A 25,289-nucleotide genomic window follows, 5' to 3' on the forward strand; every position below is an offset into this window, starting at 1 on the left:
CTATATAAGAACTGAAATATGAAAAAACTATTGGGATTGTTGCTCTTGCTTTTTGCCTCCAATACCTATGGAGAAATCTGGCTTCCTTCCATTCTTTCGGATAATATGGTGCTGCAACAAAAGTCGAACGTTACTATCTGGGGGTGGACCACAGCTACCAGCGAGGAGATTACGGTTTATGGTACTTGGAACAATGAAAAAGTGACCACCAAGGCGTTTCAAGGGGTTTGGTCCTTGCAATTGCCTACACCTAAGGCCGGAGGTACGTACAGTGTAATTGTGGAAGGCCACGAGAAATTGGAGTTGAGGAATGTCCTGATAGGCGAAGTTTGGCTGGGTTCCGGACAAAGCAATATGCAATGGACCCCAAAACACGGTTTGGACAATGCGGAAGAAGAAATAAAAAATGCCAATTACCCAGAAATACGGTTTTTTCAGGTAGCGCAGCAAATATCGGACAACCCCCAGGACCAACTAAGGGGTAAATGGGAGGTTTGCACGCCCGGAACTATGGAGAAATTTAGTTCCGTAGCTTATTTTTTTGGTAGGGAGCTGCATCAAAATTTGAGTGTCCCTGTAGGTGTTATCAACTCCAGTTGGGGTGGTACGCCAGTGGAAGTTTGGTTAAAAAAGGAATTAATTACCCAAGATGCCCAATTAAAGGAAGCGGCCAAGAAACTGAATGAAGTTGCCTGGTGGCCCAGTAAGCCGGGCTTGGCCTATAATGCCATGATACACCCCATTACTAAATTCAAAATAGCAGGTTGTATTTGGTACCAAGGGGAATCCAATAGGGTAAACCCGGTTTCCTATTACAAATCCTTTCCCTTGATGATCGAATCCTGGAGGGAGGAATGGGGCAAAGATCTACCCTTTTATTTTGTGCAGATAGCCCCATATAAATATGATGATCCCATGGATACGGATGCGGCACATGTAAGGGATGCGCAATTGTATACAATGCAAAATTTGGACAATACGGGTATGGTGGTTACCAATGATATTGGTAATTTGGAAAATATACATCCCACAAACAAGCAGGATGTAGGGTATCGTTTGGCACTTTGGGCATTGGCCAAAACCTATGGAAAGGAAGGGATGCAATATTCGGGACCTGTGTACAGGTCCAAGGAAATTAAAAATAAAAAAATTGTCCTCAGTTTCGATTATGCCGAAACGGGTTTAATGCAAAAAGGCAAGGACTTACGCGAGTTTTTTATTGCCGGGGAAGACGGGGTGTTTTATCCCGCCAAGGCCAAAATTAGGGGTAATACGGTAGAGGTGTCTTCTTCAAAGGTCAAAAAACCAGCAGCGGTCCGATTTGCTTTTACCAATGGGGCATTGCCCAATCTATTTAATTTAGCGGGCTTGCCAGCTACGGCTTTTAGAACGGATAATTGGGAATTGGAATAGTTTAAATTACTTAGTTTTTACACATGAAGAGACTTATTACCACTTTATTTATAATGTCGATCGCGACAAATTTAGCCCAAGAGCAAGCAGGTGATACCGTTCTGCGGAACGAGCAAAAGATGCAATGGTTTAAAGACGCCAAATTGGGAATCTTTATCCATTGGGGCTTGTATTCCGTAAACGGGATCGATGAATCCTGGTCGTTTTACAATGGTTATATTTCCCATGAAAATTATCTAAAGCAAACCAAGGGGTTCACCGCCAAAAAATACGACCCAAAAGCCTGGGCCGATTTAATTAAACGCAGTGGCGCCAAATATTCGGTGATCACTGCCAAACATCACGAAGGCTTTGCCCTTTGGGATACTAAATTTGGAGATTTTAACGCCGTTAAGAGCTCGGCGGCAAAAAAGGATGTGTTAACGCCCTTTGTTTCCGAACTCCGAAACAATAAGATAAAGGTGGGCATTTATTACTCCTTGCCCGATTGGTCATACCATGACTATACCCACTTTACTAGGGATTCCATTAGATATAAAATTTCCGAAGAACCAAGACGATGGAACAAGTTCCTAAACTATTATCAAGGGCAATTAAAGGAATTGTCCCATAATTACGATCCCGACCTTTATTGGTTTGATGGGGATTGGGAGCACAATTCGGAGGAATGGGAAGTGCCCAAGGTGCGACAAATGCTTTTTGACAAGAATCCCAATACCATTTTGAACTCCAGATTACGGGAACAAGGGGATTACGCCACTCCGGAACAAGGGATGCCCATTACCAGACCAAAGAACAAATTTTGGGAACTATGCCTTACTATGAACGATTCCTGGGGTTTTCAAAAAAACGATCACAACTACAAAACTACGGACCAGATTATTGGAATTTTTGCCGATGTAATAGGTAACGGAGGCAATATGTTACTGGATATAGGTCCCAAGGGCGATGGCAGTATTCCTGAGGAACAGGTTGCGATTTTGGAAGGTTTGGGACGGTGGACCAACAAACATAAGGAGGCTATCTATGGTACGCGTTCCGGGATTCCCAAAGAACATTTTTATGGTCCTACAACCTTATCCAAAGATGGGAAAATTCTTTATTTGTTCGTGAAGGGCAATTCGAATGGCGAGGTAGTTATACGAGGACTTAAAAATAGGATCAATCGAATTTATGTTGTGGGGGAGGGGACAAAGTTATCACATCAGGTTATTGGCAAGGTATATTGGAGCCATTACCCAGGGATTAACTATATAAAGTTGCCGGAACATGTTCTGGATGAAAACATGACCGTCCTGGCCGTTTTGTTGGATGGTAAGGTAGATCTTTATCGCGAAGATGGTGCAGTAATAGAGAGCAACTAAGCCTTGAATAGAAAAAATTTTTAACAGATGAAAAGACATTTACTTAGGGTTTTAAGCATTGGACTTCTAATATTGGGATGTAAGGAGACCACAAAACCTATTAATGCCAATAAAACCCAACCACCAAATATTGTATTATTCTTAGTGGATGACATGGGATGGCAAGATACATCTGTACCTTTTTGGAGTCAAAGAACGACTTATAATGATATTTATCAAACCCCAAATATGGAGCGATTGGCTAGAGAAGGGATGAAATTTACCCAGGCTTACGCTACTGCGGTATGTTCACCAACACGTGTTAGTCTAATGACAGGGATGAATGCGGCCAGACACAGGGTAACCAACTGGACCTTACATAAAGATAAATTGCAACCCATGGAAACCAACCATAAGGTACTCCAATTTCCAGAGTGGAACGTAAATGGGTTAAGTCCGGTTGCCAGTACTGAAAAAGCGGTGCATGCCACTCCCTTGCCTCAATTGTTGAAAGAGGCGGGGTACTTTACCATACATTCCGGGAAAGCCCATTTGGGAGCTATTGGCACTCCAGGGGAAGATCCTTTGAACCTTGGCTTTGTTGTAAATATAGCCGGACATGCTGCAGGAGCTCCAGGAAGTTATTTAGGTAAGGAAAATTTTGGGAATGGGAAAGCAGGAAAGAAAGTTTGGGCCGTACCTGGATTGGAGAAATACCATGGCAAGGATATATTTCTAACCGAGGCCATTACCCAAGAGGCAAAACAGGCCATGGATTCCGCCTTGGAAAAAAAACAACCCTTCTTTTTGTATATGGCACATTATGCAGTCCATACCCCCATTATGGCGGATAGTAGATTTGTTCAAAAATACTACGATAAGGGGCTGGATTCCACCGAAGCTAAATATGCATCCTTGGTAGAGGGAATGGACAAGAGCCTGGGGGATATTATGGATTACCTGGATGATAAGAAGATTAGTGACAATACTATAATCCTTTTTATGTCGGACAATGGTGGGCTCAGCGCCGGGGCCAGGGGAGGAAAAAAGCACACCCATAATAAACCCTTGAGCAGCGGAAAAGGCTCTGCCCACGAAGGTGGGATTAGAGAACCTATGTTGGTAAAATGGCCGGGAAAAACAGTGCCTAATTCCATTACTGACCAACAAGTTATAATCGAAGATTTCTACCCATCCATTATGGAAATGGCAGGGGCTAAGAGTTATGAATCAGTACAGAAGGTAGACGGCATTAGTTTTGTCCCAGTACTTTCGGGAAAGGGAGCTATTGGTGACCGGCCCTTATTTTGGCATTATCCCAACGAATGGGGGCGATCTGGTCCCGGAATTGGGGCTTCAAGTAGTACCCGGGTGGGCGACTGGAAGTTTATTTATTATTATAGGGACGGCAGTATGGAGTTGTTCAATATTAAAGAAGATATAGGGGAAACCAAGAATCTAATAAAAGAGCAGCCCGAAAAAGCAAGGGAGTTGGCCGTGATATTATCGGAATATTTAAGGAAAGTAGGGGCCCAGATACCTTATAGAAAGGATACCGGAGAGCAGATTGCCTATCCCGATGAGATTTTAAATTCTTACAAAAGCTAAAAGGAATATGAAGTTAAGATTGTTTGTACTTAGCTGCTTTTGTTTTGTTTTGGCTTTTGCCCAAAACAGGGAGGACGATTTATATCTATACGATAATTTCGGACAGGTGTCCAGGGATAACATTTTTAAAACAGACGCATACTACAATTGGGGAGGTTCCATAATCAAGGAAAAGGAAGGGAAATACCATTTATTTTATTCCCGATGGAAAAAAGAATATGGTTTTGGAGGGTGGCTTACCCACTCCGAAATTGCCCACGCCACAAGTAAAAACCCGGTGGGACCATGGAAATATAAGGAGACTGTGCTCAGTGGTAGCGGTAATGGGAATTGGGATGCCATTACGGCGCATAACCCAAAAATCAAATATTTTGAAGGGAAATATTATTTGTACTACATAGCGACCAATATGGGTGATAGGGCTTATTCGGATAATGAATTGGTGGAAACCGCCAAAACAGGTTACAACCATCCCAATTGGAAAATATTACGTCCCAACCAGCGTACGGGCGTGGCGGTATCAAATTCTTTGAAGGGACCCTGGAGGAGAATGGATAAGCCTTTACTGGAGCCCTCAGGACCCATTACCACACTTACTGTTAATCCGGCTATTGATAAGGGTGTGGATGGCAAGTACTATTTAATAGTAAAGGGTGATAAGCCCAACGAAAAGAGATTTATCAGGAACCAGGCAGTTGCAGTTGGGGAACATCCCGATGGCCCTTTTGAGGTTCAGGAGAAACCGGTAATAGATTATATGGACACCGAAGATATGTCTATTTGGTATGATAAAAATAGGGGCCGGTTTTATGGTGTTTTTCATGCCCATAATTATATTGGCTTGGTGACTTCGGTGAATGGTACCGAGTGGGAAAAGGCCAATGAGTTTGTCCTTAAGAATAAAGAAATTTTATTGGAAGATGGGACTGTCATCAATCCAGATAGAATGGAACGTCCTTTTGTATATCAGGAAAACGGAGAGCCCATTGTGTTGTCTGTAGCGGTAAAGAAAGGAGATGAATCCTTTAATGTTTTTATCCCCATCATCAAAAATGAATTCCCCGTCCCCAACAAGAGACAGTTGGCATGGCAGGAGGCGGAGTTGGGCGTAGTTTTCCATTATGACCTGCATGTGTTTGATGGGATAAAATATGGGCAGGGAAACAATAGGATTGATCCAGTAGCAGACTATCAAATTTTTAATCCTGAAAAATTGGATACCGACCAATGGGTAAAAGCGGCCAAAGATGCCGGGGCCAATTTTGCCATTTTAACAGCTACCCATGAGACCGGATTTGCATTGTTTCAATCCAAAGTAAACCCTTACAGTGTTAAAGCCTTGAATTGGAAGGACGGGAAAGGGGATGTAGTGGCAGATTTTGTTGCATCATGTAGAAAATACGGCATAAAGCCAGGGATATATCTAGGAATCAGGTGGAATTCCTTTTTGGGGGTGCACGACTTCAAAGTAAATGGAGAGGGCGACTTCAAGGAGAATCGCCAGGAATGGTATAACAGGATGGTAGAGGGAATGGTCAAGGAAATTTGTACCAATTACGGAGAGTTGTTCGAAATCTGGTTCGATGGGGGTGCGGACCATCCAAAAAACGGTGCCCCGGGCGTATTGCCCATTGTAAGGCAGTATCAACCAAATTGTTTATTCTACCACAATGGTCAATTGGCGGAGGCCCGCTGGGGTGGTTCCGAATCGGGCACGGTTGCCTATCCCAATTGGTCCACATTTCCCTATAGGGCTACAGGAGCAGGTGAAAGTGCCAAAAAGAAAATAGCGGACAACAATTTTCAATTGCTGAAGGAAGGGGATCCCAAGGGCGGGTTTTGGGTGCCGGCCATGGCAGATGCTCCTTTAAGGGGATTTAACGGCCGTCATGAATGGTTTTGGGAGCCAGGGGATGAGGCCCACATATTTCCTTTGGAAAATTTAATGGATATGTACTATAAATCGGTTGGAAGAAACGCCACTTTGATAATGGGGCTTACCCCTGGTCCTGACGGACTCCTGCCAGAGCCGGATGTGCAGCGTTTGAAGGAGTGGGGAGATGAAATAAAAAGAAGATTTTCCAATCCCTTGGCAAGTACCAATGGGAAAGGGCATCTGTTGGAATTAAAATTGAAAGAACCCATGGAAATAAACCATGTGATACTTCAGGAAAATATTGCTGACGGGGAAAGAATAAGAAAGTATCAAATTGAAGGTTATTCTGAGGGCCGTTGGAACGTCTTGGCCAGTGGAGAGAGCATTGGCAATAAAAGAATAGAAAAATTTGATACAGAAAAATTAAGTAGAATACGAATAAAAATTATAGATTCGGACGGTTTAGTACAAATTGGGAATATGAGTGCCTATTTTGTTGAGGAAAATGAACTATAAATAAAGGAAAATGGATTTACAACTCAAGGATAAAGTAATTTTAGTAACCGGAGGTTCCAAAGGAATCGGTAAGGGAATAAGTGTTCAATTGGCAGCTGAAGGAGCTATTCCGGTCATTATTGGTAGGGATAGAAAAAGTATGTTGGAGGTGGTTGCCGATATCGAAAGAAGTGGTGGTAAAGCCTCATTTGTGACGGCAGAACTTACAGATCCGGAACAATGTAGACTTGCTGTGGAAAGTACAGTGGAAAAATTTGGTAAGATTGATGGCGTCGTTAATAATGCAGGAGTCAATGATGGGGTTGGACTGGAGAATGGGAATTATGAAGATTTCCTGAGGTCCATTAACCGTAATCTTACCCATTATTATTTAATGGCACATTATGCGTTGCCAGAACTAAAGAAAACCCAGGGAGCCATTGTTAATATCGGTTCCAAGACTTCGGTAACGGGTCAAGGGGGTACCTCGGGTTATGCCGCGGCCAATGGAGGGCGCAATGCCATTACACGGGAATGGGCAGTGGAATTATTGCCCTATAATATAAGAGTCAATGCAGTTATTGTGGCTGAATGCTATACCCCATTATACGATAGATGGATAAAGACTTTTGATAATCCCGAAGAAAAATTAAAGGGCATAACCGATAAAATTCCGTTGGGACAAAGAATGACGACTGCAGAGGAAATTGCCAGTACGGTGGCCTTTTTACTTTCCAATAGATCTAGCCACACTACAGGGCAATTGCTCTTTGTAGATGGAGGTTATACCCATTTGGACCGTTCAATTTCATAAACATGTGAATAAATAATTAAAGCATAAGAAATCAATACAAAACAATAATCAACAATTCAATGAAAGACCAAAGACCGCCCGTAGTATCCAAAAAGGTGCTTATTCCCTTTATTTTAATTACCTCCCTTTTTGCCCTTTGGGGATTTGCCAATGCAGTTACAGATCCCATGGTACAAGCCTTTAAAAAGGTATTGGAACTATCCAATTCCCAAGCTGCTTGGGTGCAAATGGCCTTTTATGGGGGCTATTTCTGTATGGCCCTTCCCGCTGCGCTTTTTGTGCGTAAATACTCTTATAAGGTAGGGGTGTTAATTGGGTTGGCCTTGTACGCAGGAGGGGCTTTATTATTTTATCCAGCAGCAATTACGGAACAATTTTGGTTCTTTTGTTTGGGGCTTTATGTACTTACCTTCGGGTTGGCATTTTTGGAAACAACTGCCAATCCTTATATTTTGGCTATGGGGGCCCCGGAAACTGCCACCCAGCGTTTAAATTTGGCCCAGGCCTTTAATCCAGTGGGATTATTACTGGGATTGTTGGTGGCACAGCAATTTGTACTTAAAAAATTGCAATCCGATGATATTGAGGATTACTCATCCTTGGCAGAGGCAAAAAAGGCCTTGATCAGGACTACGGATTTAATGGTGATTCGGGACCCTTACGTTATTTTGGGATTGGTAATCCTTGCCGTATTTGTATTGATAGTAATAAGTAAGATGCCCCAGGCCAAGGATGAAGGGGGCATACCTAGTTTGGGAGATACTTTTAGTGGCTTGTTCAAAAATAAAAAATATGTCCTTGGAGTATTGGCCCAAGTTTTTTATGTAGGTGCCCAGATCATGTGTTGGACCTATATTTATCAGTATGCAGAGGCTATTGGGATGTCTAGTGAAGATGCGGCAACATACCAATTTGCGGCCTTTATACTTTTCTTGGTGGGTAGGGCCATTGGCACCTATATGTTGCGATTTATGAGTCCGGGAAAACTATTGATGTACTTTGCTGTTTTTGCAACCTTGTGTTGTTTGGGAACTATTTATATCGAAGGTATGATTGGCTTGTACTGTTTGGTGGGAATTACCTTTTTCATGTCCCTTATGTTCCCAACTATCTATGGTATTGCATTGAACGGACTCAATGAGGAAGAATCCAAGATTGGTGCGGCAGGTCTCGTTATGGCAATCGTAGGTGGGGCCCTAATGCCAAAGCTTCAGGGGATGATTATTGATGCCGGGGGGAATGCCGTAAACGATATACGGATTATGGGCGCTACGGAGGTGAATTTTTCTTTCATCCTTCCAGCACTTTGCTTTGTCTATATCGCATGGTACGGATTGCGTGTATTTAAAAAGTATGAACTACAGGCCTAAGGAATGGGACTGGTCCCATGGGTGGCTTTTGTAATAATAAACCAAAAAAATTAAAGTAATGAAAAGATATTGTTTGGCATTGGATCTTAAGGATGATCCCGAGTTAATAAAGGCTTATGATGATTACCATAAGAAAGTTTGGCCAGAGATCCTTCAAAGTCTAAGGGAATCCGGTATAAAGGATATGGAAATCTATAGGGTGGGGAACCGTATGTTTATGATCATTGATGCGGATGACAATTTTTCCTTTGAAAAAAAGGCAAAGATTGATGCCAAGTATCCGGAAAATGAGAAGTGGGAGGAATTGATGTGGAAATACCAACAGGCACTTCCATTTGCAAAACCTGGGGAAAAATGGATGTTGATGGAAAAGGTTTTTCAATTATAAAACTAAAAGGCAAAGACTAAATTAAACTGGTATGGAAAGTAGAGTTAACTTTTACGGATTTGGAATTGTTCTAAGATCAATAGTACTCTGCGCTTTTCTTAGTTTATTGGCTTGTAAAACAAAAAATGAACAAAGTGCAAATGCCCTGTCGAATGACGAAGTGGCGTTTTCCTTAGGCTCATTTGGATATGACCGGGAGTTTTTGTCCAGGTACTATAAAGACTTGGTGGTGCTGGAAAATGGGGAGTCGAGCATCTTGATTTCCCCGGAACTCCAAGGTCGGGTCATGACTAGTACTGCCTCTGGTGATGAGGGCCAAAGCTTTGGGTGGATCAACCATGATCTTATTTCATCAGGAGAAATAAAAGAACACTTTAATCCCACTGGTGGCGAAGAGCGTTTTTGGTTAGGACCTGAAGGCGGACAGTATGCCCTTTACTTTGAAAAGGATGCCAAGTTTGGGTTGGACAATTGGTACGTTCCCAGGGAATTGGATACCGAGGCCTTTGGTTTGGTGCGAAGAAGTGAAGATAAGGCCTTTTTTGAGAGGGAAATGAAACTGGTGAATTATACCGGAGCTACTTTCAATTTACGTGTTCAAAGGAATATTACACTTCTAACCAGGGAGGAAACCGCTCAAATCCTTGGAATCAGTATTCCTGAATCCATAAAAATTGTAGGATTTGCTTCCGAGAACAGTTTGACCAATATAGGGTCTGAAGATTGGGATAAGAAAACAGGTCTGTTGTCTATATGGATATTGAGCATGTTCAATTCCTCGGATCAAACCACTATAATTATACCTTTTAAAAAGGGGGATGAGGCCATTTTGGGCAAAAAGGTAACGGACGATTATTTTGGTAAAATTCCGAAAGAGCGATTACAGGTCAAAGATAGCGTACTATTTTTCAAGGCGGACGGAAAAGAGCGTGGTAAGATTGGAATTTCCCCCCAAAGGGCCCTGCCGGTCATGGGAAGTTATGATGCAAAGAACAAGGTACTTACCATTGCCAAGTTTAGCTTACGTGAAGGTGCCATGGATTACGTTAATTCATTATGGGAGTTGCAGGAGTTTCCCTTTTCGGGCGATGTGGTAAATGCCTATAACGATGGTGGTGGGTTAGGTCCATTTTATGAATTGGAAAGTTCATCCCCTGCCATGGATCTGAAGTCCAATGAAAGCAGTAGCCATATCCACCAGACCTTTCATTTTGTGGGTAACGAAGGAGAATTGGAGAAACTGGCTAAAGGCATATTGGGAGTATCCATTAAAGAATTATCGGGAGAGTAATAAAGAAAAATATCCAATCCCCTGTAAGTTGTCAATAGCAATTTGGGAGCGGGAAATTAAAAGAGAAAAATTCAAGAACAATTGCAGATAAAAATGCCATGGAGAAAAAAAAGGAAATAAGGATCAATAGCAAATATCCATCCGTTGTTGATTTAAGGAACAAAGCTCAAAAAAGGATTCCCAAGTTCGCATTTGAATACTTGGATGGGGGCTGTAATGAAGATGTAAACTTACATAAGAATACGGCTGAAATTAGGGACATAGAACTCTTGCCCTATTATCTTAGCAAGCATACCGGTTCCAGTATGAAGACAGAATTGTTCGGACATGTTTATGATGCTCCTTTTGGAATAGCGCCAGTGGGACTACAGGGTTTAATGTGGCCCAATGCCCCTGAAATATTGGCTAAGTCGGCCTTTGAACATAACATTCCGTTTATTTTAAGTACGGTTTCCACCAGTAGTATAGAACGCATAAGTGAGATTACCGAGGGGAGGGCCTGGTTTCAACTATATCATCCTACAGAAGATGTTGTTAGGGACGATATTATTAAAAGGGCCGAAGCGGCCGAATGCCCCGTGTTGGTTATTTTGTGCGATGTGCCCACTTTTGGCTTCCGTCCTAGGGACGTTCGCAACGGTTTGGCCATGCCTCCAAAAATGTCCGTTAAGAATATATTGCAGATAATGGGCAAGCCTAATTGGGCAATGCAGACCCTAATCCACGGTCAGCCCAACTTTGAAACCCTTAAGCCCTATATGCCCAAAGGCTTGGATTTGGCGCAATTGGGAAAATTCATGGACAAAACCTTTTCCGGAAGATTGAATGAGGAGAAGATAAAACCGATAAGGGATATGTGGAAGGGTAAATTGGTGATAAAGGGAGTTGCTAACGAGGCCGATGCGGAGAGCGCCATTAGACTAGGATTGGATGGCATTATAGTTTCCAATCACGGGGGTAGGCAATTGGATGCCGGCGAATCTACCATAAAGCCGTTAACAAGAATAGCTGCAAAATATGGCGACCAAATAAAGGTGATGATGGACAGTGGCCTTAGAGGTGGTCCGGATATTGCCAGGACCATGGCCAGTGGTGCGGAATTTACTTTTATGGGTCGGTCCTTTATGTACGGGGTAGCGGCATTGGGCGCCAAAGGTGGGGACCATACCATTTCACTTTTAAAAACTGAATTACAACAAGTAATGGAACAGATTTGCTGTGAGGAGGTAAAGGACTTCCCAAATCACCTTATTTAGTAATTCCTTTTCTTGAGAAATATTACAGTCCAGTAGGCATTGGGCCCCTAAAGGATTTTAGGGCTCCATTGGTCTGCTTTCCAATCTAGTATCAAAGGATATCTGTTGTAGCGCTTGGGTAGGTTCCTGGATCTGTTCTATAAGGATTCTCAATGCTTTTTGTCCTATTTCCTTAATGGGTTGATGGAGATAGGGGATAGGGTCTTCTAAGAAATTGTAGGATGAATTTTGATCGAATACAACCACATCAACCTTCTTAAGTATCTTTCTGTCCAGGCTCAACATTTGTGTTAAGCCCTCCTCAGCTAGGGTGTTGGTGTGAAAATAAATGGCATCCACTCCCGCGTCCTGTACCAATTCTTTAACAACATTTTGCATTTCCACTTTTAAGGACCCGTGATTAATTTTTTTTATAAGTTGGGCATCAATGGGCAAGCCGGCCTGTTTAAGGGCTTCTACGTAGCCCTGATGTCTTTCTTTGTAGTGGTGTAAGGTTGATTTGTAAAGAACAGCCCCTATTTTTTTGTTTCCCTTTCCCAGAAGATAGTTGGTGGCCTGCATAGAGGCCTTAAAATTATCTACGGTTACGTAATTGGTGGTAAGGTCATTGAAGAATCTATCTATCAATACAAAGGGAATTCCGGCTTTGGCCAGATCGGCAATTATATCCCTGGAACCTTCGGGCGCTGCGATGATAAAACCATCTACCTGTCTCATTTTAAGAAAATCCAACACCTTATTGAATTTTTCCACCTTTTCGTCCGAAGATCCAAAAATTACCGTATAGTCCTGGGAAAAGGCTTCGTCCTCTATAGTCCTTGCCAAATTGGAGAAGAAGGGGTTTGAAATATCGGCCACAATAACTCCTATAGACCTTGTTTTATTGGTCTTAAGGCTTCTCGCATTCCAGTTGGGATGATAATTCAATTCCTTGGCTACCTCCCTTATTCTTTTGGCGGTTTTTTCGGAAACCCTATTCTCCTTGCCTTTATTGCTCAATACATACGAAACCAGGGGTATGGAAACCCCTACAATTTTTGCAATATCCTTTAATGATGTTTTAGGTTTCATATTCGTCTTAGGTTAAAATTGACGGGTTGGGGTCAATCCTGTAGGTAATATGTTGTTAATAAGTAAGTTATTTGGTTTGTGGGAAGGGTTTTCAAAAGGTTAAAATTACGAAATTCATACCAAATGGGCATATTTATCTTTGTTGGCAATTGATAACAAAATCCTTTTCTTGTGTCCTTTCAACCCAATTAAACTATTTCCTCAATTTAATTTTCATACATTTCATCGGTCTTTTTATTGATTATGGAGATCAAGAAGCCCACTAGGAATATGGCCGCGGTTCCAAAAACAATAGTTAAATAGGTATGGAAGGAAGCACCAAGGGAATCCTCTCCGAAAAGGGTGCCGGATAAGCTCATCCATACGATGACCAAAATACCTACCAATACCCCGATAAGAGCACCTTTTACATTTTTAGTTTTGGAGAACAGTCCCAAAAGTAATAGTCCCAACATGCCCCCACTAAAAATGGAGGAAAGTTTCCACCAGGCATCCAAGGCACTTTTTACATTGATCATTGCTATGGCAATAACGATACCAATAACGCTAATGATAGCCGAGGAAATATAGAGTACACGCATTCCCTCCTTGTCCGATGCCGTCTTTTTAAAATATTTATTGTAATAATCCGTAAGAAAAACGGTCGCGGAACTATTAAAACTAGTAGAGATGGTACTCATTCCTGCCGCAAAGATTGAGGCGATCATTAGTCCTGTTATCCCTGCAGGCAAAGCATTTACAATGAAATGGGGGAATACACTATCGCTCTTATTTATATCTTGAAGTTCTATAGGCAAAGTGGCAGCCGAATGGTAATATGCAAAAAGCGAAGTTCCTATAAAAAGAAATACGGCGGAAATGGGTAGATAGATCAACCCACCTATCAATGCAGATTTTTGGGCCTCCTTGTCAGATTTCGAAGCCATATATCGCTGTACATAATTCTGGTCTATACCATAATTTTGCAGATTGATGAATACACCGTAAACGAGTACTACCCAGAATGTAGGTTCTGTAAGGCTAAGACTGAAGCTCCCCAATCCAAATTTATCATTATCTGCAGCAATTTGGAATACTTGTCCGGGGCCTTCCGGCATGTTAAAGAGAATAAAGCCAACACATACAAGGGCGCCAACAATTAGAATAATGCCCTGAATGGCATCGGTCCATAATACTGCTGTAATTCCGCCCAACATAGAGTATACGGATACTACCAGACCGGTAAAAATTATGATGGTGACCATATCCCAACCAACTATTGCATTTAGGGTCAGGGCCAAAAGGTAGAGTATGGTCCCAATTCGCATTAATTGGGTCAATAAGTAACAAAGGGACACATAGATTCTGGCCCAAGCACCAAAACGTTGTTCCATATAGGTGTAGGCAGACGGACTATTGATCTTTCTGTACAACGGAACAAAATATTTTACGGCTATCAAAGAGGCAATGGGAAGGGACAGGCTAAAGGCCAGGGCGTTCCAATTGGATTGATAGGCATTCCCCGGTAGGGCAAGGTAACTTATACTACTCACAAAGGTAGCAAATATGGACATGGTAACTACCCATCCAGGGATGTCCTTGTTGCCCATGGTGTAGGAAGAGGAAGTTCTACTCTTTTTAAAAAATGAGCCTCCGAAAAGGGCTATTCCCCCTATGTAAATAAAAAATACGATTAAATCTAAACTGTTCATTGGTGTTGGCTATTTAGCTTATATGGTGTTAGCTACTAAAAGTAGGATTTTTGCACCACTTAAAGATTGGTTATTTGCAAAATTCTTAATTTACCTCAACGATCAAAGCAATGGATCAATTGGCCTTCACAAAGGAAATTGATTGTCAGACCGTTAATAGGTGCTTTATCGATTAAGCAATGATAATTAATTATTTCGTGATTTCAAAAGAAAGTGGATTTATTTTGAGAGGGCAGTTAGTGGTAGGCACTTAATTTTAGCATACTGTACAAGGTGGGGCAGATGGTAAATTACTTATTCCGCATCTTCAACTCATCCAAATCCGAGACTTTTACTTTTACCACTTCTATTTTCTGTTTGGCATCCCCTGCAAAGGCTATCAGTAGATATCCATCGTGCTCCAATACATGGGGGTAATCTATGTGTCTTCCTCCAACTAAATATCCAATTTTTGTGAATACCATGCCATCGTCACTTATAGCCAAGGTTAAAGGGTCCCGTTTTTTATAATTGGAATTGGATACCAGGACATATCTTCCATCCTGCAATCGGAGGCCGTGAAATTTGGATCGGGCATCCGGAAAGTTGGATTGAATGGGTGAACTCCAGCTACGGCCATTGTCGGTTGAAAAGGAGCGATACAAAAATCCACTTTTGCGATTGTCCCGAAAAAGTGCCATCAAGTTTTTATTGTCGGGTAGGATCCACCAATAGGGTTCTTCCGCTTCCAGATGCGTACTGGTTCCAAAAACGGGATAGACTTCCCATTGGTCAAAACTGTCTTTTGCCCCAACCATAAAATCGACTCCCCTTTCAACATAGTCAAACGACCTGCGAGACATGAGCCACTCCCCGGTAGGTAATCTCTTGGGAGGGAAATTATTGATCGCATTTTCCATAACTATGCCATGGTACTCCCATGATTCTGATTCTTTGTTCCATTTAAAGGCATGGAGGGCCAATACTGGACCAAAAAAGCCTTTAGCCTCATCCAAGGAAGCCAATGCCAAAAATTCTCCTTTGTATTCCCAAAAACCTCTCGAAATCCACCTGAGGCCCTGATCTGTTCTAGTGTTGTAATTGGGGGACTCCGGTCCTGAACCTTCAGGATATGTGGTTAGGAATTTTGGTTTGTCCCATTGCAGACCATCGGTGCTGGTAGAATATTTAACTACCTGACCCACTCTATCCTCAACCCCTGGGCCATCGCTCCACATAATCCAATAGCGATTGTCATGATAGGCCAAATAATTGTGTTGGTTAACTCCGTCTGGGGTAACATCGCTTACCACAGTATGCTCAACAGGGATTTTGGGGAGTTTGTCAAAATCAATTTCATGTGGATCTTGAAGCCAATCTCCCTGTAGCATCAATTTGGATTGTGGATTGGAAACCGGATTGGGATAATCTTCGGTTTTATCCTCTTTACATCCAGAGAATATAAGTGGAATAAGTATCAACAAAAACATGATAACCACGGACTGCCACTTTTTAAGTATTTTATATTTCTCCATGCTTATCTTTTGGATGTCATAAGTGTTTTCTGATACCAATATCTTTCCAGTTGTTCTTTGGACCAATTACTTTTTACAGATTACAACTGCTTTGGGTCTATTACTACATGTTTTACAGATTGCCTTACATAGGTGTAGGTAATGTGTACCAAGCCATCCGAGGTTTGTATTACAGCAGGGTATGAATATCCTGATTCGGCCGGAACATTCTCCAAGGTCATTACGGGCTTCCAGTTGATGCCGTCATCGGATATCGCCAAATTCAGCATATTTCTCCCTTTGGGTTCTTCCCCTTCTTTAGTGGTATGATTGTATATGAGCAACTGCCTGTTATCTTTTAATGTCACGGCATCGGTGCCGGAATTGGGATTGGGAAGTTCGGTAGCGGTCATTTTACTCCAGGTCCGGCCTTGATCCTCGGACCAACTTTGGGAAATTACATTTTGTCTCGTTCTACACAGAACTTGCATTTTACCATTGGGATAAGTAAGAATGCTAGGCTGAATGGCATCAAATTCCTTTCCATCGTTGATCGGTCCAACTACCTCCCAAGTCTTGCCATTGTCCTTGCTTATTTCAAAGTGTACCATCCAATCCACATCCCCATCTTCCAGTTTATATTCGGTACTGGTAGGTGAGATTATGGTGCCATCGGCCAGCTGGATGGGTTTGTTTTTTACAGGCCCCAACAAGTGTCCAATTTTCTCGTCGGTTCCCATTTTTTCTGGTTTGGACCATGTTATTCCCCCATCGGGGGAGGTCATCAACATTCCCCACCAAGTCCTGGGGTCGGGGCCTTCTTTATAGAACAACATTAGCGGACCTTCTGCCGGCTGAAATAGTACTGGATTCCAAAGAGGGTAGCGAAGAGTATCATTTTGCACGCCATTGACCACTTCTTCCGGCCATGTCCATTCCCCATCGACCATACGGGATACCCGAATACCAACATCCGGGTGTTTCTCATGGGTACCTGCAAAAAATGCGCTCACCATCCCGGTGGGGGTTTCCACTATGGTAGAGGCATGGCATTCCGGTGTGGGTTTGTTATCCAAGGGGTAGATAAGCTCCCCACTGAGGTAGGCTCCTTGACCTGGTTGGGACAGGGGGGGCAAAGTGAAATTGCCAGTAATGTCATTGCCGCTTTTAAGTTCTTCTGTTGTTGCCGTTTTTTCCGTTTTGTCTTTGCAGGAAAAAATCATTAAGGTCAATACTGTTAGAAAATAGTGAATGCTTTTCATAGTGATTTTTGTTTTATCTATTAGACAATCAATAAATGGGAACTTTTATCAGGCTGTATGTTAATAATAATGAATTTTAATCTTCAATGGATGGGGGATTCCAAATGGTGGCCGCTATATAACGTTCCGGGCCAGTGTTCTTGTCCATAAAATAATAGAGGGCCACAATTTTTCCGTCTGCCCGTTGCACTACCCTGGGGTAACCGAGATCTTTTCCGGAACCGTCGTCACGTAGCACATAATCCTTGCTCCATGTTCTTCCATTGTCTTTACTAATTTTGGCCCTGATCTCGCTCTTGTCCCGTTTGTTTTTGATATCCTCCTCCAATGCCCTGTATCCATAGATCAGGCATATTCTTCCGTCTTTCATTTTTACCATGGCGGGGGGATTTCCCTGTCCGCAATTGTCCACTGGGTTGGGCAGGCGGTTCCAGCTTAAACCATTGTCCTGGGAAAGGTAGGCGTCAATAAATTTTCCTGATTCCTCTCTTCTGCGAGTGGTTACCAAAATTTCTTTATCGGATATCCTAACGGAAGCTGGCATAATGGAAAATCCTTTTGGTTCCGGCCCTATCCATGAAACGAAGTTCCATTTTTTACCGCCATCAATTGTTTTTACACAAAGCACACGCCCCTCTTTTCCATTCTCTTTGGCTGCAGTAAGAAATAGCATACACTCATTTTTACCATCAATAATATAGTCGGTTCGTGCTCCAATTCCAGGCGTATTAAAATTGGGCAACTTAAACGGACCTTCCCAATCCTTTCCCCTGTCATAGGAATACCAAAGACGTGATTCTGCACCGTGGTGGTCCGTCATACGTATTGTAAAGGCCAGATCGGGATTGGTGAAATCGATTTGTTCGGCAGCGATCGGTTCAGGGGCTTTGACATCTTTTCTGATAATGCCGTGATAACTTCCGTTATCGGGTACCACCAGATCCCCGTTTACTGCTCCGGGGTCTTCCATGGTCCATGTTTCACCTCCGTTAAGACTTCGGGCCAGCACATGAAGCTCTGGATTATCCTTGTCGAAATTATGACGATCGGGACCCAGATCCTTGTAATGGCCCTTGGAAAAACCTACCAAAATCTCATCGCCCCAACTCCATATCCCATGGTTGGCCGGCCAGCCCCCGAACATACCGGGCTCATAATACACTTTTACATGTTTTACCGTTCCTTCTGTACCCTGAGCCTGTAGGTACAGGGTACAGAAAAAGTACATTAGCTTTATAAGTTGGGTGCATCTATTGTGGATCATGTTCTGTGTCAAGGTGTGGTCATAATTTTTAATTTCCATCAATATATGAAATATGGACGTTCCTTTCAGTAAGAATAATTTTCACTGGTCTAATAAAGGGGGCCATAATTTTGGCAGGCCCTATAGTCGGCTGCTTCCTGATCCATGCCAAAAGAAGCCCAGTCCTTGGGCCTAAAAATTCGTTCCGGTTCAACATTGTGCATATTTACCGGAATTCTCAGCATGGAACAAAGTGTTATTATTTCGTCCCCAAAATGACCATAACTAAAAGCCCCGTGATTGGCTCCCCAATTGTTCATTACGCTATATACATCCTTAAAGGCTTGATCTTTGTTTAATCTAGGAGCGAACCAAGTGGTGGGCCAGGTAGGATTGGTCCTGGCATCCAAAGTATTATGTACATCTTCGGGGAGGCCTACCGTCCATCCTTCAACAATCTGCATAACGGGCCCCAATCCTTTTACCACATTGATCCTACACATGGTCACTGGCATTTCGCCTTTGGTAACAAAATGGGAGGAGTATCCCCCGCCTCCAAAATACTCGTACATAGCGGGTGGCCAGTCTGTGGCTTCCAGGCATTTTGCAGCTTCCGATTCCGAAATTTCCCAGAAAGGTTTCATGGCCGGTTTCCCGTCTATTTCCTGCTCTCCTGTCCCGTCGAGCGTTGATGATCCGGAATTGATAAGGTGTATAATTCCATTGGCCGCCTTGCCTTGAAGCTTGTGGCCAGTGACCCTTTCTACGGAAGCCGGACTCCAAAAGGTTCTTACATCGGAGAACATTTGTGCTTGGTTGGTCAATAGATAACCAAATAGCATGGAGATGCCGTTTAAACTGTCATTTTCAGTAGCCATCATATATGGAGGGCGAACTCCAGACCAATCAAAGGAGGAGTTGAGAATGGCCTCCATAAAATCGCCATTGGGCATATAGTCGTTCCATTGTCGTTGCCCTTGGAATCCTGCTGCAATGGCGCCGTGCCCTAGCGCTTCCTCACCGTAGCCCAATTCGGCCAATTTGGGGTTGCCGATCATAAGGTCTCTGGCTATCAATGTCATTTTTACCACGGTTTCCCATTCTTCATCCATACGAGGCCTTGGTTTTTGTAATTCTTTGGCATTGTAATTTTTACCTTCCTTGCAGTTCTCCTTGGTCCATTCCAAGGCTTTTTTAAATTCTTCCGGATCAAATATGCCGTGCTGCATCCTACGGTTTACCTCGCTCATATCCACATACTCATTCCGCATGCCCAAGTAATCCTGAAAAAAACTTTCATTGACTATGGAACCGGCTATCCCCATGGAAACAGAACCTATGGATAGGTACGATTTACCGTTCATCATGGCCACTGCCAATCCGGCTTTGGTAAATTGCAATAACAGCTTTTGAACATCTTCAGGGATGTTCTCGTCATCGCTGTCCTGCACTTCTTTTCCGTAAATACTAAAGGCAGGCACCCCTTTTTGGGCATGTCCGGCCAAGGCGGCCGCTAAGTATACCGCCCCAGGTCTTTCCGTACCGTTAAATCCCCAAATGGCTTTTGGGCGAGTGGGGTTCATATCTATGGTTTCGGTGCCGTAACACCAGCATGATGTTACTGTGATGGAAAGTCCTACCCCTTCCCTAAGAAATTTTTCCTCACATTTCTGTGCTTCGGGAACCCTGCCAATGGTGGTATCCGCAATGACACATTCTACCTGGCTGCCGTTATAGTTTCTGAGGTTGTTGGAAAGAAAATCGGCGACCCGTTGGGCCATGGCCATGGTGGTCTGTTCCAAGGATTCCCTTATTCCACCCAATCGGGCATCGATTACCGGTCTTATCCCTACTTTGGGTACGGCTCCTAAATGGTTGTGTTTGTTTTGCATTACTTATATTTTAGTGTGTTGATTTCTAGCATTTGAGTTTATTGTAATTCTTGGGTTTCTACAAAGTGGCCCAATGCGTTGTAATTGGCATATAGCTCCTTATATTTTTTTGCATTTTCAGGGACAGGGAAGTATTCTTTTTGAAATCCGCTGCCCATAGCATTTTGTGCCTCCAGAAAGGTGTTGTGGATACCCGAGGCTACTGCTGCTGCCATGGCCGCACCAAGGGCACAGGTTTGTTCCGATTTGATTATGCGAATGGGAAAGTTGAGGACATCGGCTAGGATCTGCATAACAAAGCCCGACTTTTGGGCTACTCCGCCCATCGCGATAATACCGTCTATACGGACACCCTCCGCTTGGAATTGTTCTACTATTTTTTTGGAACCAAAGGCCGTAGCCTCTACCAAGGCCCTAAAGATATGTGGGGCCGTAGTTCCCAAGGTCAGGCCTTGAATGGCTCCTTTAAGGTTTTGATTGGAGTCTGGGGTTCTCCTGCCGTTCATCCAGTCGAGCGCAATTATTCCAGAGGTGTCTATATCTATTTTGCTAGCGGCTAGTGTCAATTCGTTAAGGATGCCATCGGCCATTTCTTCCAACAATTTTGATTTGGTTTCCCTATCCAATAAGTTGCTGTCCCCAATGATTTTGTTTGCGGGCCAAAGCAACAATTCCCTATACCAGGCATAAAGATCGCCGAAGGCAGCTTGGCCAGCTTCCAGTCCGATCATATTTGGAAGAATGGACCCATCTACCTGTCCACAGATACCGCGGATGGCCTTTTTTCCTATTTCTTCCGTAGGAGCAACGATCATATCGCAGGTAGAGGTGCCGATCACCTTTACCATATGGTAGGGTTTTATAGCGCTGCCAATGGCCCCAATATGGGCATCGATAGATCCTGTGCCAATAATTACATCTTTGGGCAGTCCCAATATTTGTGCCCAATCTTCGGAAATAGTGCCTACGGCCTGATCTGAGGTGTAGGTGTATTTATATAAACGCTCTCTTAATCCGGTTAGGAGAGGGTCCAGTTCGGTCCAGAAACTTTCTGGTGGCAGGCCGCCCCAGTCGGGGTGCCACATGGCCTTGTGCCCTGCCGCACATCGGCTTCTTTTTATACTTAGGGGATCGGTAGTTCCTGTGAGTAGTGCCGGTATCCAATCGCAGTGTTCTATCCAGGAGAAGGCCGCTTCCCGTACTTTGTTATCAACGCGCAGGGTATGTAGGATCTTGGCCCAAAACCACTCAGAGGAATATTCGCCACCACTGTATTTGGTATAGTCAATGCCATTTTCTTGGTGTGCCAATTCGTTGATTTCCTTGGCTTCCCCAACGGCTGTATGATCTTTCCAAAGTATAAACATGCCGTGTGGATTTTCTTCAAAACCCGGGAGCATTGCCAAGGGCGTGCCCTCCTTGTTGATGGCTATGGGAGTAGAACCGGTGGTGGCAATAGAAATGGCAGCTATGCCGTCTATGATTTCTTGGGAAAGAGGTGCAGTGGCCTCTTTAATGGCTTTTTTGAGGCCTTCAATGTAATCCAAGGGGTGTTGTCTAAACTGATTTATTTCCGGACGACAGTACATATCTTGGCCCCATCTTTCGTATAAGGCAACGGCCTGACCCATAATCTGGCCATTGCTGGTATCTATTATCATGGTCCTTACGGAGTCTGTTCCATAGTCGACCCCAAGGGTATATTTCCGGTTTTGCATTAGCGGTTGGAATAAAGGTTTAACGAATTTAAACGTTTAAGCAAGCAATTTAAAAAATTATCCCCATACTCCTGTTATATATTTAGTTATTTAACAAATGGGGCTATTGGTTAACAATTGCGGCAATTTATTGACTTAAAAATTGTATTTATGAGGTTTTCTGCTGAAAAAGACACCGAAAAAGCAAATACATTGCAATTATTCAAAAACTATCCATAAAGTATCGAGTTTTTTTATCAAATATATTTTACTTTTGCAGCCGCAGTTTAAAATAATGAACTGCCAATGGCCTCATAGTTCAACGGATAGAATAGAAGTTTCCTAAACTTTAGATCCAAGTTCGATTCTTGGTGAGGTCACTTTTTAACTTGTAAAGTGGGTTAATTTAATACAAATTAAACTGATTTACAGTGTTTTAGATAAATTTTGATATCAAATGGGTTTATTTGATATCAAAGGATAGAGTTCACAAATCGTCAACATTTTTTTCAAATGTTTTCGTAACTTGAAGCAACTTATTTTCAAGGTCTAAGATGAACTATTATTGGTGATTTGACTTTCGTCTTCAATTAAGTTCAACTTAAAGATGATTGTTATGCGCTCTACCACAACTTTTTCTATCCTATTCTGGATATACGCCAAAAGAACTAAGAATAATCTTGCTCCGCTCTATGCAAGAATAACCGTAGATGGGAAAAAGCTCAATATTAGCCTTAAAAGGCGAATCGATATACAGCTTTGGAACCCTCAAAAACAACGGATAAGGGGAACAGGCAAAACTGCAAGGGACCTCAATCAGTACTTGGACGAGGTGCATTCTAAACTATTTCAATGTTATCAGGAATTAAGGGCGGAGGATAGGCGTATTACTCCCCAGATAATCAAAGCCAAATTTGTTGGGGATGTCAAAGTGGTGCATTACACCTTAAAGGATATTATCGAGTATCATAATACCAAAATGTTCCACAAACTCCATCACAATACTTCACGGCTATACCTCATTAGCCAAAAGTATATTTTACTTTTTTTAAAAAAAGAATACAAAATGGACAACATAGAGTTGTCGGAACTCGACTACCAGTTTATCTTGAATTTTGAGAATTTCCTCCGTGGTCATACTCCTAGGCATTACCAAAAGAAAATAGGAAATAATGCAGTAATGAAGCATATACAGCGACTTCGCAGAATGGTTACCCTGGCTTATCAAATTGAATGGAAAAAGGGGAAGGCTACAAAAAGGGGAAGGCTACAGTTGGATGGTATAAAATTCCAATCAAAACAGAATTATCATAAAGGGAATTTGAAATTATATTGAGTACAGATTCTGAGCATTTTATTTCTCACCCGATCCATTGTGCTACATTCTGACAAAATTTCCATGAGAATGTGATTTTTTGTAAATTTGAAGGAAAGGAATCGAAATGGATATCAAAGCATCAAAAATAGAACTTGTCAAAATGATATTGAATATCGAAAATGATAACTTCATAAAAAAAGTAACGGATTTTATTAACAACGAAAAATCCGACTTTTGGAATGAATTAAGCGAATCAGAACAAGCCGAAATTAAGAAGGGAATCAAGCAATTGGAAGACGGAAAACGGACTTCATTTAGCGAAGTGCTTAAAAAGATTTCTTGATGGAGGTTTTCTTTTCTGAACTTGCCGAATACAAACTCAGAAAACTTACCGAATATTTATTGGAGGAATGGAACCTTAAGGTTAAAAAAGACTTTTTGGCAAAATTGAATGCAAAAATTGAGCAGATTTCGGAATACCCTGAAAGTTGTCAAAAATCAATGGAATTTGGAGGAATGTACAAATGCGTGGTTACAAAGCAAACTACATTTTTCTACCGCGTAAATTTCCCCTAGAAGGAAATAGAAATTATCACTCTCTTCGATACAAGAGAGGATCCCAAAAAGTTAAAACAGCGATCTAAATAAATATAAAAGCACAATTGACTAGGAATAGGTTTGTCACACCTCTAATATTCCCATAGAACTGTATGCACGGTTGCTGTTTACCTGAGTAATAAGACCAAGTGAAATGCACTTTAAAATATTTTAATAAAATTACAACGGGCATTACAATTATTCAACATAAGCTCAATGCGCCCTATTTCGATTTTATGTAACGCTTATCTGCCTGAACACTATAAAATCGAAACAGGATCCGGCGCAAGGTTAGTCCTGGTAAGATTTGGAGAAAAATGGTCTGGGCAAATCAAGAGCTATAACAGTCATCAAATAATTAAAAGTGGGGTCAAATTCAATAATTCTGTATCTTTGAGTAAAAGCTAATTAAAATGGACCTACAATCTAGAAAAATTAAGTTTGTACAGGAGTTTTTGAAATTACAAAGCGAAGAGGTCATTTCCCATCTTGAAAAAATATTGAGCAAAGAAACCAAAACTTTAACTAACGAAGAGTTTGAGCCTTTGACGATCGAAGAGTTTAATGACCGAATTAATCAATCGATGGACGATTCCAAAAATGGGAGACTAATCAAGGCAAGCGATTTAAAAGCCAAAATCGACAAATGGGTTTAGAAATATTTTGGACGGGATTCGCCGAGGATCAACTTCATAGTATATTTAAACATTATCAGAAAAAAGCAGGTAATCGTATAGCCAAAAAACTTGTGGACGGAATTTTTAATGAGCCTTCTAAATTAAATATCCAACCTGAAATTGGCCAAATCGAAGAATTATTAAAAGACAGGGGGCAAGGTTTTCGATATCTGATCTACAAAAAAAATTATAAAATTATTTACTGGGTAAACAAAGACGAAAATCGCGTTGAAATCATTGATGTTTTCGACGTTCGACAATATCCCCTAAAAATAAGGAGGTCGCAGTAAATACGATAGTTCAGTCACAGATTAACTCATAAGTGATGGAATTACCTTGATTACTATTCGGTTTTAAACATGGGTAGTTTTAAGCAATACCTTTTATATCCATTTGATTACTTTTGTAATGACGGAAGAAAAATCCTGAAAAAAGTTCACAAATCGTCAACATTGAAAAGCCTTATAAGAGGAGTACCTATAAAATATAGGGCT

General features: G+C 42.0%; 21 protein-coding genes and 1 tRNA gene. 15 read left to right on the top strand and 7 right to left on the bottom strand.

Annotated elements, in window-relative coordinates; translation table 11 throughout:
- The first annotated feature begins 18 nt into the window (after positions 1-18).
- From C7972_RS03820 to C7972_RS03860, 9 genes are all read left to right on the top strand, one after another.
- Positions 19-1,413: a sialate O-acetylesterase gene (locus tag C7972_RS03820; protein WP_110354912.1), complete on the top strand. Its 1,395-nt coding sequence runs from the start codon at positions 19-21 to the stop codon at positions 1,411-1,413.
- Positions 1,414-1,436: 23 nt separating this feature from the next.
- Entirely contained in the window at positions 1,437-2,777 is a 1,341-nt protein-coding gene (locus C7972_RS03825; RefSeq protein ID WP_110354913.1) for an alpha-L-fucosidase, read from the top strand.
- A 27-nt stretch (positions 2,778-2,804) separates the two neighbouring features.
- The gene (locus tag C7972_RS03830) at positions 2,805-4,364 is read left to right on the top strand and encodes a sulfatase (protein ID WP_110354914.1); all 1,560 of its coding nucleotides are present in this window, start codon (positions 2,805-2,807) and stop codon (positions 4,362-4,364) included.
- A 7-nt stretch (positions 4,365-4,371) separates the two neighbouring features.
- Positions 4,372-6,756 carry an alpha-L-fucosidase gene (locus C7972_RS24140; RefSeq protein ID WP_258364763.1) on the top strand — a complete coding sequence of 795 codons (2,385 nt, stop codon included), beginning with the start codon at positions 4,372-4,374 and terminating at the stop codon, positions 6,754-6,756.
- 10 nt (positions 6,757-6,766) lie between these two features.
- The gene (locus tag C7972_RS03840; RefSeq protein WP_110354915.1) at positions 6,767-7,549 is read left to right on the top strand and encodes an SDR family oxidoreductase; all 783 of its coding nucleotides are present in this window, start codon (positions 6,767-6,769) and stop codon (positions 7,547-7,549) included.
- Between the two features lie 59 nt (positions 7,550-7,608).
- Positions 7,609-8,919 (top strand): L-fucose:H+ symporter permease, encoded by a 1,311-nt coding sequence (gene fucP / locus C7972_RS03845; RefSeq protein WP_110354916.1) that lies wholly within the window; start codon positions 7,609-7,611, stop codon positions 8,917-8,919.
- A gap of 58 nt (positions 8,920-8,977) precedes the next feature.
- Positions 8,978-9,307, top strand: coding sequence for an L-rhamnose mutarotase (locus C7972_RS03850; RefSeq protein WP_110354917.1), 330 nt, complete (start codon positions 8,978-8,980; stop codon positions 9,305-9,307).
- Positions 9,308-9,338: 31 nt separating this feature from the next.
- The gene (locus C7972_RS03855; RefSeq protein WP_220020863.1) at positions 9,339-10,598 is read left to right on the top strand and encodes a DUF6786 family protein; all 1,260 of its coding nucleotides are present in this window, start codon (positions 9,339-9,341) and stop codon (positions 10,596-10,598) included.
- A 98-nt stretch (positions 10,599-10,696) separates the two neighbouring features.
- Positions 10,697-11,854 (top strand): alpha-hydroxy acid oxidase, encoded by a 1,158-nt coding sequence (locus tag C7972_RS03860; RefSeq protein WP_110354918.1) that lies wholly within the window; start codon positions 10,697-10,699, stop codon positions 11,852-11,854.
- Positions 11,855-11,911: 57 nt separating this feature from the next.
- Here C7972_RS03860 and C7972_RS03865 read toward each other — a convergent pair whose 3' ends face one another.
- From C7972_RS03865 to C7972_RS03895, 7 genes are all read right to left on the bottom strand, one after another.
- On the bottom strand, positions 11,912-12,925 hold the full coding sequence (locus tag C7972_RS03865; protein ID WP_110354919.1) for a LacI family DNA-binding transcriptional regulator: 1,014 nt from the start codon (positions 12,923-12,925) through the stop codon (positions 11,912-11,914).
- A 206-nt stretch (positions 12,926-13,131) separates the two neighbouring features.
- Positions 13,132-14,616: a sodium:solute symporter gene (locus C7972_RS03870; protein ID WP_110354920.1), complete on the bottom strand. Its 1,485-nt coding sequence runs from the start codon at positions 14,614-14,616 to the stop codon at positions 13,132-13,134.
- A 290-nt stretch (positions 14,617-14,906) separates the two neighbouring features.
- Positions 14,907-16,130 (bottom strand): exo-alpha-sialidase, encoded by a 1,224-nt coding sequence (locus C7972_RS03875; RefSeq protein WP_110355145.1) that lies wholly within the window; start codon positions 16,128-16,130, stop codon positions 14,907-14,909.
- A gap of 80 nt (positions 16,131-16,210) precedes the next feature.
- Positions 16,211-17,371 carry an exo-alpha-sialidase gene (locus C7972_RS03880; protein WP_220020864.1) on the bottom strand — a complete coding sequence of 387 codons (1,161 nt, stop codon included), beginning with the start codon at positions 17,369-17,371 and terminating at the stop codon, positions 16,211-16,213.
- A gap of 76 nt (positions 17,372-17,447) precedes the next feature.
- Positions 17,448-18,674 (bottom strand): sialidase family protein, encoded by a 1,227-nt coding sequence (locus tag C7972_RS03885; RefSeq protein WP_110354921.1) that lies wholly within the window; start codon positions 18,672-18,674, stop codon positions 17,448-17,450.
- A 50-nt stretch (positions 18,675-18,724) separates the two neighbouring features.
- On the bottom strand, positions 18,725-20,506 hold the full coding sequence (locus tag C7972_RS03890; protein WP_110354922.1) for an L-fucose isomerase: 1,782 nt from the start codon (positions 20,504-20,506) through the stop codon (positions 18,725-18,727).
- Between the two features lie 38 nt (positions 20,507-20,544).
- A complete protein-coding gene (locus C7972_RS03895) occupies positions 20,545-22,224 on the bottom strand; it encodes a ribulokinase (RefSeq protein ID WP_110354923.1) in 1,680 nt (559 codons plus the stop codon).
- Positions 22,225-22,511: 287 nt separating this feature from the next.
- On the opposite strand from C7972_RS03895, the gene C7972_RS03900 reads away from it, so the two are divergent.
- From C7972_RS03900 to C7972_RS03925, 6 genes are all read left to right on the top strand, one after another.
- A tRNA-Arg gene (locus tag C7972_RS03900) sits at positions 22,512-22,583 on the top strand.
- A gap of 236 nt (positions 22,584-22,819) precedes the next feature.
- On the top strand, positions 22,820-23,539 hold the full coding sequence (locus tag C7972_RS03905; RefSeq protein ID WP_181422812.1) for a phage integrase SAM-like domain and Arm DNA-binding domain-containing protein: 720 nt from the start codon (positions 22,820-22,822) through the stop codon (positions 23,537-23,539).
- Positions 23,540-23,681: 142 nt separating this feature from the next.
- Positions 23,682-23,864, top strand: a complete 183-nt coding sequence (locus C7972_RS03910; RefSeq protein ID WP_258364764.1) for a hypothetical protein — start codon at positions 23,682-23,684, stop codon at positions 23,862-23,864.
- Positions 23,864-24,097 carry a type II toxin-antitoxin system RelE/ParE family toxin gene (locus tag C7972_RS03915; RefSeq protein ID WP_258364765.1) on the top strand — a complete coding sequence of 78 codons (234 nt, stop codon included), beginning with the start codon at positions 23,864-23,866 and terminating at the stop codon, positions 24,095-24,097. The genes C7972_RS03910 and C7972_RS03915 overlap by 1 nt, the downstream gene beginning before the upstream one ends.
- 434 nt (positions 24,098-24,531) lie before the next feature.
- A complete protein-coding gene (locus tag C7972_RS03920; protein WP_110354926.1) occupies positions 24,532-24,774 on the top strand; it encodes a hypothetical protein in 243 nt (80 codons plus the stop codon).
- Complete coding sequence (locus C7972_RS03925) at positions 24,765-25,085, top strand: type II toxin-antitoxin system RelE/ParE family toxin (RefSeq protein WP_110354927.1); 321 nt, start codon at positions 24,765-24,767, stop codon at positions 25,083-25,085. The genes C7972_RS03920 and C7972_RS03925 overlap by 10 nt, the downstream gene beginning before the upstream one ends.
- The last annotated feature ends 204 nt before the right edge of the window (positions 25,086-25,289 follow it).

The organism is Arenibacter sp. ARW7G5Y1, from assembly GCF_003201775.1.
In the GTDB taxonomy this organism is placed as follows: domain Bacteria; phylum Bacteroidota; class Bacteroidia; order Flavobacteriales; family Flavobacteriaceae; genus Arenibacter.